Below are 15,350 nucleotides of genomic sequence, written 5' to 3' on the forward strand. Positions count from 1 at the left end.
GCGGGACGATGTGCCCTCAATCACAGTTGTACCGCGCTTTGACCTGCGCCGGAAGGGTTAGTCCCCCTATCGGTTGCCGGTGGCAACAAAAAAGGGAACCATCACGTGGTGATGGTTCCCTTTTCCGGTGTTTCGGTGGAGCTGAGGGGACTCGAACCCCTGACCCCCTGCATGCCATGCAGGTGCGCTACCAGCTGCGCCACAGCCCCGTACTTTTGCCGCTTCCGGTCGAATTCCCCGGAGCAACCTGACCAGAGTAATGCACTTTTCCGCTGGACGCCAATCGGCCGCCATCTGCCGCCGCCCAGGCCCAGAATGCACCCGCTCGTGGATAAATCACCGGGGAACGCGGGGGTTGCAAAGTCCGGCCGCAGGTGCTGCGGGCATCCGGAATGTGGCCACAAAAAAGTCCGCCGGAACCAAAGTGGTTCCGGCGGACTTACCGGTGGAGCTGAGGGGACTCGAACCCCTGACCCCCTGCATGCCATGCAGGTGCGCTACCAGCTGCGCCACAGCCCCGGATTGTTGCTGCTCTGTGCTGCTTTCCCCGGGGTCTCCCCCGAAGCAACTCAAATATCTTAGAACAGCAATTCCGAAAATTCCAAATCGGGAATATTCACTGCCGGGCGGAGGCTACTCGCTGTCGGAAACCGCAGCGGCTTTGGCGGAGGAGTCGTCGCCGAGCTGCAAGTCCACCACGGGGCAGTCCTTCCAGAGGCGTTCCAGGGCGTAGAAGACGCGGTCTTCCTCGTGCTGGACATGGATCACGACGTCGGCGTAATCCAGCAGGACCCACCGGCCGCCGGACCGGCCCTCGCGGCGGACCGGGCGAAGGTCCTGCTTGGCGAGTTCTTCCTCGATGCCGTCCACGATGGCATTGACCTGGCGTTCGCTGGGCGCCGAGGCGATGAGGAAGACATCGGCGAGGGCCAGGCGTTCGCTCACATCCATGGCGACGATGTCCTGGGCGATCTTGTCCGCGGCAGCTTTGGCAGCCGTGCGGGCTATGGCGATGGACGATTCTGTTGCAGTCACGGGACTCCTTGTTTGGGTTAAGTGTTGGTGCCGGCCGGCGGGTCAGCGGGACATGCCGCTGACGATCAGGATGATGCCGGCGACGAGGGCCAGGATCCCGAACGCGAGGATGCAGAACTGGAGGATCCGGTTCCGGCGGGCCCTGCCCAGGCCCGCCGTGGCGGCGTCCAGGGGATCGAGTCCGTAGGCGGACCGGGCAGGAACCCGGGGAAGGTCCTCGAAGAGGTCCTCCGACTGTTCTGCCGGGCGCGATACGGGTTGAGGGCGGTTGGCGGCTTTGGCGGCTGCCTCGGCACGCGCGATGACCTGGGAGCGGCCGGTCGCGGAGTCCGGGGCGGGTGCCTTGGGCCGGGCAGCAGGCCGCCGTTTTCCAGCGCCGGGGACTTTGGTTCCGGGGACCTTGGTTCCGGGCCGGGTGGTGACCGGGACATGGGAGGTGGCCGGCGGCTTCATGACCGGCCGCTCGACGCCGGGCACCTGCACGAACTCCAGCGGCGTCACCATGGCCAGGTTGCTGGCGGTGGACGGGCCGGGCTTGTCCTTCGGCGCGGAGTCCCTGCCCGGAGCGGCAGGGCTGCCGGTGGCGGCGGGGCTGCCGGCCTGTTCGGCAAGCTTCTGCCGTGCCATGGCCCGGCGGTTCATGACCGCGGCCCGTTCGGCAAGGGCAATCTGTTCCGCCAGGATGTCCGGATCCACGACTTCCGGATCCAGGGAGGCAATGTGCTCCATCTTGGCGATCTGGTTCCTGGCCTGCGCGGCGATGAGGGCGCGCGCTTCCAGGGCCTGTTCCACCGTCATGCCGTCCGGAGCGGTTCCGGGCGCAGTCTTTACATCCTCCGCCTTCTCCCCCGCCGCACCGTCTTCACGTGCGGGCGCGGCCTTGGGTGCCGGAGCAGCGGCGGCCGGAACGATGGGATTGGCGGCAGTCAGCGCCTGCTCTTTGAGTTGCTGCAACCGCAGCTGGCGCCGGGTAGGCGGGCCGCCCGCAGCAAGCTGCCCTTCCTTTTCCTCAAGCTCCTTGATGGTGCGCAGCGCGGCGCGGTCGCGGGCCCGGATCTGGGAGGAGCGCTGCGTAGCCGTCGGGTCCGGAGCTGGCTGCGGGCGCGCTGCAGGGGCGGCTCCCGCGGCAGGACCGGGACGGGCCGCCGGGTCCTTGCCGTCCCGCGAGGGCGCGCTGTCAGCCGGCCGGTTTGCGGCAGGCGGGCGCTGCTCCGTGGCAGGCAGGGCAGCCTGTTGGGCGTCCCTGGCCTTCCGGAGTTCCCGGCGGCTGCGGATTGGGGGCTGTTCCTGACTCATTGAGAACTCATTCAGTACTGGCTGGTTCGCGTGCTTCGGAAGTTGGGTCATCCGCGCCTGCGGGTGCGTCGGAATACAGGCCGTACTTGGCGATGTACTGGACTACCCCGTCCGGGACCAGGTACCAGACCGGGTTGTTCGCAGCCACGCGGGCACGGCAGTCCGTCGACGAGATGGCCATGGCGGGCACTTCGAGCAGGCTGACATCATCACGGCCCATGCCGTCAAGGACATGGCCGGGCCGGGTGACGCCCACGAAGTGCGCGAGTGACCACAGTTCGTCGATGTCCTTCCAGGACAGGATCTGCGCCAGGGCGTCCGCGCCGGTGATGAAGAACAGGTCTGCGTCGGGGCGCTGGGCCCTCAGGTCGCGGAGGGTGTCGATGGTGTAGGTGGGACCCGGGCGGTCAACATCGACACGGCTGACGGTGAAGCGCGGATTGGACGCCGTCGCGATGACGGTCATCAGGTAGCGGTGCTCGGGCTCGCTGACCTGTTTATGGGACTTTTGCCATGGCTGCCCGGTGGGGACGAAGACCACCTCATCGAGGTCGAACTCCGCCGCGACTTCGCTGGCAGCCACAAGGTGGCCGTGGTGGATGGGATCGAAGGTTCCGCCCATCACGCCCAGCCGCAGCCTCCCCCGGGCCCCATTGCGTTGCAGGTTGTGGGAAATCTTAGTGGCCCTGCCCGCGATCGTGCTTGTTGGGGTGCTGGCGGTGCGGATCCGCGTGCTCGTCCGTGGCGGCGTGCCGGTTGCCGAGGTTGTTGTAGGACCAGGCGATGAGCATCAGCACGACCAGGATGGCGAACATGGATACGCCAAAGACCCACGGCTCGGCCCACAGCGGCGCAAGCTCCTCATGGCCTGATTCACCTGCGGCGGCGACGGACGTGGCAATCTGCTGGAGCAGCATTTTCTCCCTTTGTTCAAGGATTTAGAGGCAGCGGAACTTTCCACTGCCTTCCGGGTTCTGGTCTATGTTACCGCGTTGCTACCCGCGGACCTGGCCTTCGCCCTGGACGATCCACTTCGTGGTGGTGAGCTCGGTCAGGCCCATGGGGCCGCGGGCGTGGAGCTTCTGCGTGGAGATGCCCACCTCGGCACCCAGGCCCAGCTCCCCGCCGTCGGTAAACCTGGTGGAGGCGTTGACGATCACGGCAGCGGAGTCAACCTCGGCGATGAACCGCTCGGCGTTGGCGAGGCTGTTGGTGAGGATCGCTTCCGTGTGTCCGGTGGACCAGGTCCGGATGTGCTGGACGGCTTCGTCCAGGCTGTCCACCATGGCCACAGCCAGGTCCAGGTCCATGTATTCGGTTCCCCAGTCCACGTCCGTCGCCGGCTCGGTTTCGATGGCGGGAGGCAGCGCGGCGCTGATGCGCCCGTCCACGTGGAGGCGGACACCGGCGCTGCGCAGGGCAGCCGCGACGGCGGGCAAGACGGTTGAGCCCGAATGGACCAGCAGCGTCTCCACGGTATTGCAGACACTGGGCCGCTGCGTCTTGGCGTTGAGCAGGATCTCCACGGCCATGTTCTCGTCGGCGGACTCATCGATGAAGATGTGGACGTTTCCCTCCCCCGTTTCGATGACCGGCACGGCGGAGTTGGTGACCACGGTCTGGATCAGGTCCCGGCCGCCGCGGGGAATCAGGACATCCACCCTGCCCCGGGCCTTCATCAGGACGGCGGCGCCCGCACGGCCGTACTGGTCCACCGTCTGGACTGCGTCAGCGGGCAGGCCCACGGATTCCAGGGCTTCGCGCAGGATCCGGACCAGCACCTGGTTGGTGGCTTCTGCTGCGCTGCCGCCGCGGAGGATGACGGCGTTTCCGCTCTTCAGGGCCAGCCCTGCGATGTCAACGGTGACGTTGGGCCGTGCCTCGTAGATGGCTGCCACCACACCCATGGGCACGTTGACCTGGCGGAGGCGCAGCCCGTTGGGGAGCGTCTGCCCGCGCACCACGTTGCCCACGGGGTCCGGGAGGTTGGCCAGGTTCTCGAGGGCGGCAACGAGCCCGGCTACGCGTGTTTCGGTAAGGGTAAGCCGGTCCAGGAGGGCGGCGGAGGTGCCGTTGGCCTTGCCCCGCTGCACGTCCATCGCGTTGGCGGCAAGAATGGCCGGGACGTTCTCCTGCAGGGCGGCGCCCACGGCGCGGAGGGCCCGGTCTTTCCAGGCCCGGTTGGCGGTGGCCATCCTGCGGGCAGCGTGGCGTGACTGGTCAGTGATGGCGTGGACAGCCGCCTCCACTTCCGCGGCGGACACGTCCGCACCCGAAACGGGCACCTCAGCCGATGCCGGTTCTGCTGCGGGACCCGGCTGCGTCTGCGCAGCGGTGGTTCCGGAATTTTCAGCAGTATGGATCAGGGCTTCAGTCATGATCCAAGTTTAGGCGAGGCGGCCGCTCAGACCAGCACCAGGTCGTCAACATGAACAACTTCACGGTCATAGCCGCTGCCCAGTGCCTCGCCCAGCTCGTGCGTGGACCGCCCCAGCATCCGCGGCAGTTCCTCCGACGAGTAATTCACCAGCCCGCGCGCAACGACGGTGCCGTCGGCTCCAGCCAGTTCGACGGCGTCTCCCGCTTCAAAGTCGCCGTGGACCGCGAGGATGCCAGCCGGCAGGAGGGACGTGCGGTGGTGCCGCACGGCGCGCACGGCACCGTCGTCCAGAACCAGCCGGCCCTGCACCGAGGCAACGTGTGCCAGCCAAAGGAGGCGTACCGGTTTGCGGGATCCGTTGACGGAGAACCACGTGCCCACGTCCTCGCCGTTCAGGGCTGCGGCAGCATTGGGCGTGGAGGTTACCAGGGCGTGGATCCCCGATCCTGCCGCCATGCTGGCAGCTTCCACTTTGGTCATCATGCCCCCGGTGCCCACGCCGGCCTTGCCCGCTTTGCCGATGGACACGCCCTCGAGGTCGTGCGCGCCGGTGACCAGCGGGATGCGCTTGGCACCCTGGGCGGGCGGACCGTCGTAGAGGGAGTCGACGTCGGACAGCAGCACGAGCGCATCGGCGCGCACCAGGTGCGCCACCAGGGCCGCGAGCCGGTCGTTGTCGCCAAAGCGGATCTCGTGGGTGGCCACGGTGTCGTTTTCGTTGACCACGGGGACCACCCCGAGGTTCAGCAGCCGGTCCATGGCGCGGAGGGCATTGGTGTGCTGGCTGCGCCGCATCAGGTCTTCTGCCGTCAGCAGGACCTGGCTTACGGTGACGCCGTGTGCACCGAAGGCCTGGGTGTACCGGGCCATCAGGAGCCCCTGGCCCACGCTGGCCGCGGCCTGCTGGGTAGCCAGGTCACGGGGACGCTTGGCCAGCCCGAGGGGAGCCAGCCCCGCAGCGATCGCACCGGAGGACACCAGGATGATTTCGGCGCCTGCGTTGCGCTTGGCAGCCAGTGCGTCAGCCAGGGCAGTCAGCGATTCCTCCGAGATGCCGCCCTTGATGCTGGTCAGGGAAGAGGATCCCACCTTGACCACGATCCGGCGGGCACCGGCCAGCGCGCTTCTGTCCGCAGCACGTCCGGCCGGTACTGCGGTCATGCCCCTAGAGGTCATCGTCCGCTTCCAGTCCGCTTTCCTTGACGGGTCGGGCGGCACGGCGGCCACTGACGGACTCGGTCCAGATGCCGGCCTTGCGCTCCGCCTCAAGTTCGGCGCGGGCGGCAGCCTTGGCATCGCGGCGCTCCTGCTGCTCTTCGCGCTTCTGGCTGCGGGTGGGGCGGTCGCCGATGTCGGCGAACCGGACGTCGGTGCCGCGCGGCGAGGCCAGCAGCTCAGCCCCCGCCATCATGGTGGGCTCCCAATCGAAGACGACGCCGTCATCGTCACCGATGACCACCGTGTCGCCGGGCTTGGCGCCCTGCTTGAACAGTTCGGTTTCCACCCCGAGCCGGGCAAGCCGGTCCGCCAGGTAGCCGATGGCCTCTTCGTTGGTGAAGTCGGTCTGCTTGACCCAGCGCTCGGGCTTTTCGCCCAGGACGCGGAACAGCGGCTCCAGGTTCTTTTCCTCGCGGCGGATCTTGAACCCGGCTTCGTTGACGGCGCGCGGACGCAGCACCACGGGCTGTACCTTGGGCGGGGCCGCCGCCACCGCGTCGCGGGCGGCCTTGACGATCTCCGCCATGGCGAAACCGAGCTGGCGCAGGCCCTCATGGCTGGTGGCGGACACCTCGAAGACGCGGTAGCCGCGCGACTCGAGTTCCGGGCGCACGAACTCGGCCATGTCCTTGCCGTCGGGCAGGTCCACCTTGTTCAGCGCGACCAGCCGCGGGCGGTGGTTCAGGGGAACCACTTCGCCGTCCTGGCCCGCGTAGCTCATGTCGACGGCGTACTTCTCGAGCTCACCTTCGATGATGGCGAGGTCCGTGAGCGGGTCACGGTCGGATTCCAGCGTGCCGCAGTCGAGTACGTGGACCAGGGCCGCGCAGCGCTCAACGTGGCGCAGGAAGTTGTGGCCCAGTCCCCGTCCCTCGCTGGCGCCTTCGATGAGGCCAGGAACATCGGCGATGGTGAACCGCACTTCGCCGGCCTGCACCACGCCCAGGTTGGGAACCAGGGTGGTGAACGGGTAGTCGGCAATCTTGGGGCGCGCAGCGGACATGGCCGCGATCAGGCTGGACTTGCCGGCGGACGGGAAGCCCACCAGGGCGATATCGGCAATGGACTTCAGTTCCAGGACGATGTCCCGGGAATCCCCCTCGATGCCCAGCAGCGCGAAGCCCGGGGCACGGCGTTTCTGGGAGGAGAGGGCCGCGTTGCCCAGGCCGCCGATGCCGCCGGCGGCTGCCACAAACTCGGTACCTTCGCCGACGAGGTCCGCCAGGACTTCACCGTCCTTGGTCTTGACCACGGTGCCGTCCGGCACCGGCAGCACGAGGGTCTCGCCGTTCTTTCCGCCGCGCCAGTCGCCCATGCCGGGTCCGCCGTTGCTGGCGTGCCGGTGGGGTGCGTGGTGGTAGTCGAGGAGGGTGGTGGTCTGGTGGTCCACCCGGAGGATGACGTCGCCGCCGTTGCCGCCGTTGCCGCCGTCGGGCCCGCCCAGCGGCTTGAACTTCTCGCGGTGGACGGAGACGCATCCGTGGCCGCCGGTTCCACCGGATACGTGCAGGACTACCCGGTCTACAAAGCTGGCCACGTGGATCTCCTCAAATGCTGTTTAGATGGGCGCCCGCGGACGCCACATCGATTGTAATGCGGTTAAAAGAACAGTGGAGCGGACCCTCAGGCCCGCTCCACCGCTTCAGAACTGGTTGTTACTCTGCAGCTGCAGCAGCAACGATGTTGACGACGCGACGACCGCGGCGGGTGCCGAACTCAACGGCGCCCGGGGTCAGTGCGAACAGCGTGTCGTCGCCGCCACGGCCAACGCCGGCGCCCGGGTGGAAGTGGGTGCCACGCTGGCGGACGATGATCTCGCCTGCGGAAACTACCTGGCCGCCGAAGCGCTTGACGCCGAGGTACTGAGCGTTGGAATCGCGACCGTTGCGAGTGGAGCTCGCGCCCTTTTTATGTGCCATCTGAAATGCCTGCCTCTAAATTCTGGGGAATCTGTTGAAATACCTGAACAGTAACCGGTGGTTACTTGATGCCGGTGATCTTGACCTTGGTCAGTTCCTGGCGGTGACCCTGGCGCTTCTTGTAGCCGGTCTTGTTCTTGAACTTCTGGATGACAATCTTAGGACCACGCAGGTCCTGGAGGATTTCAGCCGTAACAGTTACCTTGGCCAGGTCAGCGGCGGCGGAGGTGACCTTGTCACCATCAACCAGGAGCAGTGCGGGCAGCTCGATGGTGCTGCCGGCTCCACCGGCGACGCGGTTCAGGGTAACGAAGTCTCCAACGGAAACCTTCTCTTGGCGGCCGCCTGCGCGGACAATCGCGTACACCACTTGGGAACTCACTTCTCTCGACGTTTATTACAAAATTTGCGTGCGGAACCGACTCGGAAAAGCCAGGGTTCTCGCTGTGCCTCAACGCCGTGGGGTCATAACCCAAGTGTTGGCGTAAGCACCGAAGATCCAGAATACGCTAAATCCATCTACGGCCGCAAATGAGGCTGGTTCCGGCGGCCCGGCTGTGGTAGTAACCACACCCCGACAAGCAGCACCGCAACCATGCCCCTCCATAATAGCGGCGGTGCTGCCCGCAGGGGTCAGGCATGCAGCCTCGGCGCGTCGAAGAATTCCACTTCCAGGCGGCAGGACTGCCTGAAGGCGGTCACCATCGCCGCCTGTTCATGGTCGGAGGCCTTCCGCCCTGCCGCGTCCACGATGGCGATGGCCCGCCGGGTGGCTTCGGCGAAGCCCTCGTCGGCGTAGGTCCGGAGCCAGGCTGCGTAGGCGTGGCCGTCAGGCGCTCCCGAGGCGAGGAACTGGGCGTGCAGCTTTTCCCCTACCTCGGCGTAGAGCCAGAAACAGGGCAGAACAGCGGCGGCCAGGACGGCGTAACTTCCCGACGCCGACGCTGCAGTGAGGTGGTCCACGTAGGCCTTGGTGACGGGGCCAAGTCCGCCCTGGGCAGGGCGGGTGCTGAGCCATGAGCGGTGCAGCTCCGACTCCACCTCCAGGCATTGCTGCGAGGATCCGGCCCAGAACAGCTGCTCCGCTTCGGAGGGGGCCAGGGCACTGGCCCGGGCGAGGACGCGGGAGTAGCCGTTCAGGTACAGGGCATCCTGCGCCAGGTAGTAGGCAAAGTCCTTCTCAGCAAGGTCTCCGGAGGCCAGGCCGCGGATGAAGTCCAGGGCGTAGATGTCCGCCACGTCCTGCTGGGCTTCCGTCCACAGCCGGGCAGCGAAAGCGCCTTCCGCGGGGGCCGGCCGCACATGGTGGAAATGGTGCACGGGGCCGTTGCCCTGGCCCACCTCAAGCTGCTCCGAGTTCTCAAGGGCGCCGGCCAGCCATGGCTTGACCGTCAGGAGCGATGCCTCCCAGTCCCCAAGGCGTGCCTGGACGGTGGCCATCGCGGAGGACAGGGAGCAGCCGGTGCCATGGCTGTTGCGGGTGGAAATTCGTTTGCCGTGCACTTCCACCACTTCCTGGGACAGGAGGCCGGCCGTGTTGACCAGCGCGTCCGGGCAGTCTGCACCCGCGAGGTGGCCACCCTTGACCAGCGCGGTGGCTCCGGTGGCTTCGGCAAGGCGCCTTCCCTGGTCCAGCGCCGCCGGCCAGGTCCCGGCAGGGTCCCCGCCCACCAGCATGGCAAGCTCCGGAAGGTTGGGAGTGATGAGGTGCGCCAGGGGCAGCAGTTCGCGGAGGGCAGCCTCCGCGGATTCCTTCAGCAGCCGGTCACCACTGGTGGCCACCATCACGGGGTCGAGGACCACGACGGCGGGGCGCACCTTCTCCAGCCAATGCCGGACAGTGCGGATGACGCTCTCGTCGCCCAGCATGCCGATCTTGACCGCGTCGATGGAGATATCGTCGCTGACCGCGTCCAGTTGTTCGGCGAGGAAAGCGGCCGGAGGAACGTGGACAGCCTGCACGCCACGGGTGTTCTGTGCCGTCAGGGCGGTGATGGCAGCCATACCGTATCCGCCGTGGGCGGCAATGCTTTTGAGGTCGGCCTGGATGCCGGCGCCACCGGACGGGTCGGAGCCCGCGATCGAGAGGACCCGCGGGACGTCCCGGCCCGGGGGCAGCGCGGTGGGAACGCCGGAGGCAGCAGGAAGGGGCATGGAAAGGGTCGAAGACAAGAGACATCCCTTCGCCGGTACTAGCCGGACAGGTTCAACGGGTCTGGATCTCAGCCGGCCTTCTGCGCGGCACCCCGTGTCGGTTTCCACCCTAGCCCGTAGGCCGCACCAGGAGGAAAGGATGACAGCCCTCGGGTCAAGGAAACAACAACCTCGCAGCAGCAGGAATCCCCGCCACACGGCCGATTCCCACGGTGCTTCCCGGGTGAATCGTCCGCAGGACGGGGATTCCTTACTGCGTGGCCGTTTGGCCGGTAACTCCTGCGCCTAGAGCTCCGAGGCAGGCACACCCACGCCGAGGATGATGGGTTCCTCGGGCGCCTTGCCCGGTTCCGCCGGTGCCTGCTGGGGCTTCACGGGTTCGGGAGCCTTGGCCGCGTGCGAATGGCCTGCGCCTGCCGCCTGGACGTTTTCGTGATGCTGGACGGCGGTCTCGTTGGCGGCACCCTGGGCACGGCTGGCGGCACGGTGGCGCCGCGGCCTGCGCTGCCGCGACTGCTCCAGCGTGTGGTCGGAGTAGTCCTTTCCGGCTGCAGCTTCCGTTGCGGCGGCGCGGGCTTCCGCTCCCCCGCCGTCGTGCTGCCGTTCCGGCGCCGCAGCCTCCGGCACCTTCACGGCCTCGGCGGTCTTGGCAGGCGCGTTCTCCACAGGGGAAGCCGGCTGCCCAAGGTGGGCGAACGCTTCCGCGAGCCGGTCCAGGGTGAGGGCGGGCAGGGGATGCTGTTCCTCAGCATGCTCCACGAACGGAAGCGGGACTTCCTCGCCGCCGAACGTCAGGACAGCCGCAGGACGTGCCGGGGCATCGGCGTCGTGCTTCTCCTCGACGGGCGCCGGCGCAGGCTCTACGGAAGGCACCTGCCGGGCTGCCGCCACCTCATCGTCATGCAGGTGGGCAGCGTGGGCCGCAGCGGCAATGTTCGCCAGGGCAAGCCTGGTGGCCTCCGCCTTGGCGTGCCGCTCGGCGTCCGACGGGTCCGGCTGGACCGTGTGCACGTGGACGGCAGGTGCCGGGGCCGCTTCGGGCTGCTGCCCGCCGCGTCCGCGCCGCCGCTTGCGTTCAGTACGCACGCCGGGCTGGGTATTGTCGTTCCGCTGCCCTTCCGGACGGGCTTCCGCGCGGGCTTCGGGCCGGTTGTCGGTGCGCTGGACGTGGTGCTCGGCGGCAACGATGTTGGCGCGGCGGTGCTCCACGGGATCGTCGTGGGTCACAACGCCACGGCCGGCGCAGGCCTCGCACTGTTCGCCGAAGACTTCCAGCAGTCCGGTGCCCATGCGCTTGCGGGTCATCTGGACCAGGCCAAGCGAGGTGACCTCGGCCACCTGGTGCTTGGTCCGGTCACGGCCCAGGCACTCCACCAGTCGGCGCAGGACCAGGTCGCGGTTGGATTCGAGCACCATGTCGATGAAGTCGATCACGATGATGCCGCCGATGTCGCGCAGCCTCAGCTGGCGCACCACTTCCTCGGCTGCCTCAAGGTTGTTCTTGGTGACGGTCTCCTCAAGGTTGCCGCCGCTGCCGGTGAACTTGCCCGTGTTGACGTCCACCACGGTCATCGCCTCGGTACGGTCGATCACCAGGGAGCCGCCGGAGGGCAGGAAGACCTTCCGTTCAAGCGCCTTGTGGATCTGCTCGTCGATGCGCCAGGCGGCGAAGATGTCCTGGTCCTTGGTCCACTTCTCAAGGCGGCCCACAAGGTCCGGCGCCACATAGGTGACGTAGGCCTCGATGGTGTCCCAGGCTTCCTCACCGGAAACGATGAGCTTGGAGAAGTCCTCGTTGAAGACGTCGCGGACCACCTTGATGGTCAGATCGGGTTCGCCGTAGAGCAGCTCGGGAGCCAGGATCTTGGTGGACGCGGACTGGCTTTCGATGCCCTCCCACTGGGCGCGAAGCCGGTTGATGTCGTGCGTCAGCTCTTCCTCGGAAGCGCCCTCGGCCGCGGTACGGACAATCACACCGGCGTGCTCCGGCAGGCGGTCCTTGAGGATGCGCTTGAGCCGGTTGCGTTCGACGTCGGGCAGCTTGCGGGAGATGCCGGTCATGGAACCGCCGGGTACGTACACCAGGTAGCGGCCGGGCAGGGAGATCTGGCTGGTGAGGCGGGCACCCTTGTGGCCCACCGGGTCCTTGGTCACCTGGACCAGGACGGTGTCACCGGACTTCAGCGCGTTTTCGATGCGCCGCTGCTTGCCCTCCAGGTTGACGGCCTCCCAGTTGACCTCGCCCGCGTACAGGACGGCGTTGCGGCCGCGCCCGATGTCCACGAATGCGGCTTCCATGGACGGCAGCACGTTCTGGACCTTGCCCAGGTACACGTTGCCGATCAGCGAGTCCTGCTGCGTCTTGGACACGAAGTGTTCGGCCAGGACACCGTCTTCGAGGACGGCGATCTGGATTCTGTCGTCGCGCTGGCGGACGATCATCTGCCGGTCCACGGACTCCCGGCGCGCCAGGAACTCGGCCTCGGTAATGACCGTGCGGCGGCGGCCGGTGTCACGGGATTCGCGGCGGCGCTGCTTCTTGGCCTCCAGGCGGGTGGAGCCCTTAACGCTGGTCACGCGGTTGCTCACGGGTGCTTCACTGACGGCGCGCGGCGCACGGACCCTGGTCACCGTGTTGGGCGGGTCGTCATCCCCGCCGCCCGTGAGTTCAAGGTCCTGGTCCCCGCGGCGGCGGCGGCGCCGGCGGCGGGAGGTTACACCGTCCTCCAGCTGGCCGGCGGTATCCTCGTCAGCCTCGTCCTCGGCGTCAGCCTCAGCGCTGCCGTCCTCGTTGTCCTCTTCCGTCCTGTCGCCGATGCGGCTGCGGCCCCTGCGGCCACGGCTGCGGCGCCGGCGGCGGCTGGAGGAATCGTCGGTGTCTTCGGTCTCTTCCTCTTCAGGCTCCTCCGCGACGGGCGCGGCGGGCCGGACCACGGTGCTGAGGTCCGGTGCCTGGAAGAGCACCGACGTCGGCGACGCCGGTTCCAGGAAGAGGGAGCCAAACGGGCTGGCGGCGGCGCCGCCGTCCTTCGTTCCGGCGGCGTCAGGCGCCTGCTCCTGCCGGGCGGCCTCCGGTGCGGCGGCAGCTGCGGGCGCGGCGGCGGGTTCCTGGGCGGCGGGCTCCTGCGCCTGCTCCACGTTCTGCGCGGCGGCCTGGTCCGCGGCTTCGGGCACCACGGCTTCGGGCCCGGCCGGTTCCGGCGCCACTTCGGCGGCGGCTGCGGAGGCCGCTTCCGGGGCGGAAACCGGCGACGCAGCCTTGCGGGTAGCTACCCGACGGCGGCGGACCGGCTTGGTTTCGGCGTCTGCCGTTGTGTCCGGGGCAGGAACGGCAGCGGCGCTTTCATCAGCTGCACCCGACGCGGTGGCGGGGGTGCCACTGGGGGCAGCGGCGGCCGGTTCCGCTTCGGCGGCGAAAGCGGGCAACGGTTCTGCTGCGTCCGCCTTCTTCCGGGACCGGGTGCGCCGGGCGGGAGCCTTGGCCGCTGTGGTGGCCTCTTCAGTGCCGGCTTCTTCAGCGGCGGGTGCTTCGGCAACTTCCGGTGCCGTGCTCACGGCATCCGTGGGGGCGTCCCCGGCCCTGGAAGCCGCCTTGCGGCGGGTCCGCGGAGCCCTCTTGGGGGCAGCAGCGCCGGCAGCCACTGCTTCGTCGTTAACGGCCAGCTCTTGATCATTGTCCATATGTGGCAACACTCCTGCCCCTGACGTACCGCCACATCCGGCACCCATTGGGGCACATATTGTCAACACCCGCAGGCATTGACAGAAGTCAAGTGGATACTCCCAGGTTCGCACCGTCATTGGGGTGCGGCAGCCCGTGGGAGCCGGTGGATGTTCTGAAAACCCGTTGTTCTGCGTGCCACAACCAGGTGCCGCCCAATGGAGTCGCGGGTGTGCCGGAAGAATCCAAAGCCTGCCCTGCTCATCATTGGCGGTCTTGGGAACAAACCACCGGACCGGAGTCCGAATGTGGATCGGCTTCCAGCCACGTTCATTCTCTCATACCCGCGCTGGATCGCCGCGGAAGCGGGCGTTGCTGTTCCCGTTGCTGTGTGGTGGGTCCAGCCACCGGCGTTACAATCAGGCACAGGAGCACCGGACGAAAAGGACGCAACACCCATGCCCAGCATCTCCCCCGTCAGCGCCCATGAAGAGGAACGCGCCGCCGATCCGCAGACCAGCGCCGCCGGCAGCATCCCGCGCATGGCCCGGAACCGGCCCTTCGGCTGGCTGCTGGTCATCACCGGAATCGTCGGCTGGCTTGCCTCCGGGACCCTGGTCCTGGAAAAACTCGAAGTGCTCAAGGACCCCAACCACACCACCGTGTGCGACGTGAATCCCTGGATCTCCTGCGGCCAGGTCATGCAGACCTGGCAAAGTTCGCTGTTCGGCTTCCCCAACATGTTCATCGGGATCGTGGCCTTCGCCATCACCATCACGGTGGGCATGGCCCTGCTGTCCGGGGCGACCTTCGCCCGCTGGTACTGGCTGGGACTGCAGGTGGGCGTCACGCTCGGCTTCGCGTTCGTCGTTTGGCTGTGGTCCCAGGCTCTGTACGCCATCCACATCCTGTGCCCGTTCTGCATGATCGTCTGGGCGGCCATGATCCCGCTTTTCGTGTGGACAACCATCCGGAACATCACGGCCGGTGTCATTCCCATGCCTGCAGGTGCAGCCCGGGTCCTGGGTGATTCCGGCTGGATCATCACCGCGCTGCTGTACGTGGCCGTCATCGCCACCATCTTCTTCGCGTTCATCCAGGTCTTCGCAGGAACGTCGGGGTTCTAGACCCCTAATCCCCGAGCTCCCCTGCGCCGCATACGTATAACAGATAAGGCCAATGTTCACGAAGAACATTGGCCTTATCTGTTATTTCCCCTGGCTTACTGGAACCAGATCTTGATCTCGCGGTCCGCGGAATCCGTGGAGTCGGAGCCGTGCACCAGGTTCTGCTGTACCTTCAGGCCCCAGTCCCGGCCAAAGTCACCGCGGATGGTGCCCGGGGCCGCCGTCGTGGGATCCGTGGTGCCCGCCAGGGAGCGGAAGCCTTCGATGACGCGGTGGCCTTCGAAGATGGCCGCCACCACGGGGCCGCTGAGCATGAATTCCACCAGGGGCTCGTAGAACGGCTTGCCCACGTGCTCCTCGTAGTGCTGCTCCAGCAGCTCACGGGTGGCGTCGACCTTCTTCAGCTCAACAAGGCTGTAGCCTTTGGCTTCAATCCGGGCCAGGATGGCGCCGGTCAGGTTACGGGCGACGCCGTCGGGCTTGATCAGGACGAGGGTGCGCTCAGTAGTCACAACTGCTCCAATGCGTTGGTGGGGTTTCGGGATAAGTCTACGGGGACG

The 15,350-nt window shown here is 67.2% G+C and carries 13 protein-coding genes, 2 tRNA genes and 1 riboswitch; of the genes, 1 reads left to right on the forward strand and 14 read right to left on the reverse strand.

Annotated elements, in window-relative coordinates; genetic code table 11:
* Positions 1–136 precede the first annotated feature (136 nt).
* The 13 genes from LDO22_RS04795 to LDO22_RS04855 all read right to left on the reverse strand — a co-directional run bounded on the left by LDO22_RS04795 (position 137) and on the right by LDO22_RS04855 (position 13,683).
* Positions 137–209, reverse strand: a tRNA-Ala gene (locus tag LDO22_RS04795).
* Positions 210–446: 237 nt separating this feature from the next.
* Positions 447–519: transfer RNA gene (locus LDO22_RS04800), tRNA-Ala, on the reverse strand.
* A 114-nt stretch (positions 520–633) separates the two neighbouring features.
* Positions 634–1,035 (reverse strand): ribosome silencing factor, encoded by a 402-nt coding sequence (gene rsfS, locus LDO22_RS04805; RefSeq protein ID WP_224026297.1) that lies wholly within the window; start codon positions 1,033–1,035, stop codon positions 634–636.
* Positions 1,036–1,077: 42 nt separating this feature from the next.
* Positions 1,078–2,331, reverse strand: coding sequence for a hypothetical protein (locus LDO22_RS04810; protein ID WP_224026298.1), 1,254 nt, complete (start codon positions 2,329–2,331; stop codon positions 1,078–1,080).
* Positions 2,332–2,338: 7 nt separating this feature from the next.
* Positions 2,339–2,968: a nicotinate-nucleotide adenylyltransferase gene (gene nadD / locus LDO22_RS04815; protein ID WP_263422203.1), complete on the reverse strand. Its 630-nt coding sequence runs from the start codon at positions 2,966–2,968 to the stop codon at positions 2,339–2,341.
* Between the two features lie 40 nt (positions 2,969–3,008).
* Entirely contained in the window at positions 3,009–3,248 is a 240-nt protein-coding gene (locus tag LDO22_RS04820) for a hypothetical protein (RefSeq protein ID WP_159631808.1), read from the reverse strand.
* Positions 3,249–3,326: 78 nt separating this feature from the next.
* Positions 3,327–4,709, reverse strand: coding sequence for a glutamate-5-semialdehyde dehydrogenase (locus LDO22_RS04825; protein ID WP_224026299.1), 1,383 nt, complete (start codon positions 4,707–4,709; stop codon positions 3,327–3,329).
* Between the two features lie 26 nt (positions 4,710–4,735).
* Entirely contained in the window at positions 4,736–5,872 is a 1,137-nt protein-coding gene (gene proB / locus LDO22_RS04830; protein WP_224026300.1) for a glutamate 5-kinase, read from the reverse strand.
* A 4-nt stretch (positions 5,873–5,876) separates the two neighbouring features.
* Positions 5,877–7,466 carry a GTPase ObgE gene (gene obgE / locus LDO22_RS04835; protein WP_224026301.1) on the reverse strand — a complete coding sequence of 530 codons (1,590 nt, stop codon included), beginning with the start codon at positions 7,464–7,466 and terminating at the stop codon, positions 5,877–5,879.
* A gap of 118 nt (positions 7,467–7,584) precedes the next feature.
* Positions 7,585–7,848, reverse strand: a complete 264-nt coding sequence (gene rpmA, locus LDO22_RS04840) for a 50S ribosomal protein L27 (RefSeq protein ID WP_009372867.1) — start codon at positions 7,846–7,848, stop codon at positions 7,585–7,587.
* Positions 7,849–7,909: 61 nt separating this feature from the next.
* Positions 7,910–8,218: a 50S ribosomal protein L21 gene (rplU, locus tag LDO22_RS04845; RefSeq protein ID WP_003803420.1), complete on the reverse strand. Its 309-nt coding sequence runs from the start codon at positions 8,216–8,218 to the stop codon at positions 7,910–7,912.
* 263 nt (positions 8,219–8,481) lie between these two features.
* Complete coding sequence (gene thiD, locus LDO22_RS04850) at positions 8,482–10,002, reverse strand: bifunctional hydroxymethylpyrimidine kinase/phosphomethylpyrimidine kinase (RefSeq protein WP_224027165.1); 1,521 nt, start codon at positions 10,000–10,002, stop codon at positions 8,482–8,484.
* 7 nt (positions 10,003–10,009) lie between these two features.
* A riboswitch (TPP riboswitch) is annotated at positions 10,010–10,107 on the reverse strand.
* Between the two features lie 180 nt (positions 10,108–10,287).
* Complete coding sequence (locus LDO22_RS04855) at positions 10,288–13,683, reverse strand: Rne/Rng family ribonuclease (protein WP_224026302.1); 3,396 nt, start codon at positions 13,681–13,683, stop codon at positions 10,288–10,290.
* Positions 13,684–14,121: 438 nt separating this feature from the next.
* On the opposite strand from LDO22_RS04855, the gene LDO22_RS04860 reads away from it, so the two are divergent.
* Positions 14,122–14,790: a vitamin K epoxide reductase family protein gene (locus tag LDO22_RS04860; RefSeq protein ID WP_159631803.1), complete on the forward strand. Its 669-nt coding sequence runs from the start codon at positions 14,122–14,124 to the stop codon at positions 14,788–14,790.
* Between the two features lie 95 nt (positions 14,791–14,885).
* Here LDO22_RS04860 and ndk read toward each other — a convergent pair whose 3' ends face one another.
* Positions 14,886–15,302 (reverse strand): nucleoside-diphosphate kinase, encoded by a 417-nt coding sequence (ndk, locus tag LDO22_RS04865; RefSeq protein ID WP_159631802.1) that lies wholly within the window; start codon positions 15,300–15,302, stop codon positions 14,886–14,888.
* Between the last annotated feature and the right edge of the window lie 48 nt (positions 15,303–15,350).

The sequence above is a fragment of the Arthrobacter sp. NicSoilC5 genome (assembly GCF_019977395.1).
In the GTDB taxonomy this organism is placed as follows: domain Bacteria; phylum Actinomycetota; class Actinomycetes; order Actinomycetales; family Micrococcaceae; genus Arthrobacter.

Bases quoted from the DNA above. Each gene is read 5' to 3' on its own strand.
- LDO22_RS04810 (WP_224026298.1), bottom strand. From the start codon at position 2,331: ATGAGTCAGGAACAGCCCCCAATCCGCAGCCGCCGGGAACTCCGGAAG.
- LDO22_RS04820 (WP_159631808.1), bottom strand. From the start codon at position 3,248: ATGCTGCTCCAGCAGATTGCCACGTCCGTCGCCGCCGCAGGTGAATCA.
- LDO22_RS04825 (WP_224026299.1), bottom strand. From the start codon at position 4,709: ATGACTGAAGCCCTGATCCATACTGCTGAAAATTCCGGAACCACCGCT.
- proB (WP_224026300.1), bottom strand. From the start codon at position 5,872: ATGACCGCAGTACCGGCCGGACGTGCTGCGGACAGAAGCGCGCTGGCC.
- rpmA (WP_009372867.1), bottom strand. From the start codon at position 7,848: ATGGCACATAAAAAGGGCGCGAGCTCCACTCGCAACGGTCGCGATTCC.
- thiD (WP_224027165.1), bottom strand. From the start codon at position 10,002: ATGCCCCTTCCTGCTGCCTCCGGCGTTCCCACCGCGCTGCCCCCGGGC.
- LDO22_RS04855 (WP_224026302.1), bottom strand. From the start codon at position 13,683: ATGGACAATGATCAAGAGCTGGCCGTTAACGACGAAGCAGTGGCTGCC.
- LDO22_RS04860 (WP_159631803.1), top strand. From the start codon at position 14,122: ATGCCCAGCATCTCCCCCGTCAGCGCCCATGAAGAGGAACGCGCCGCC.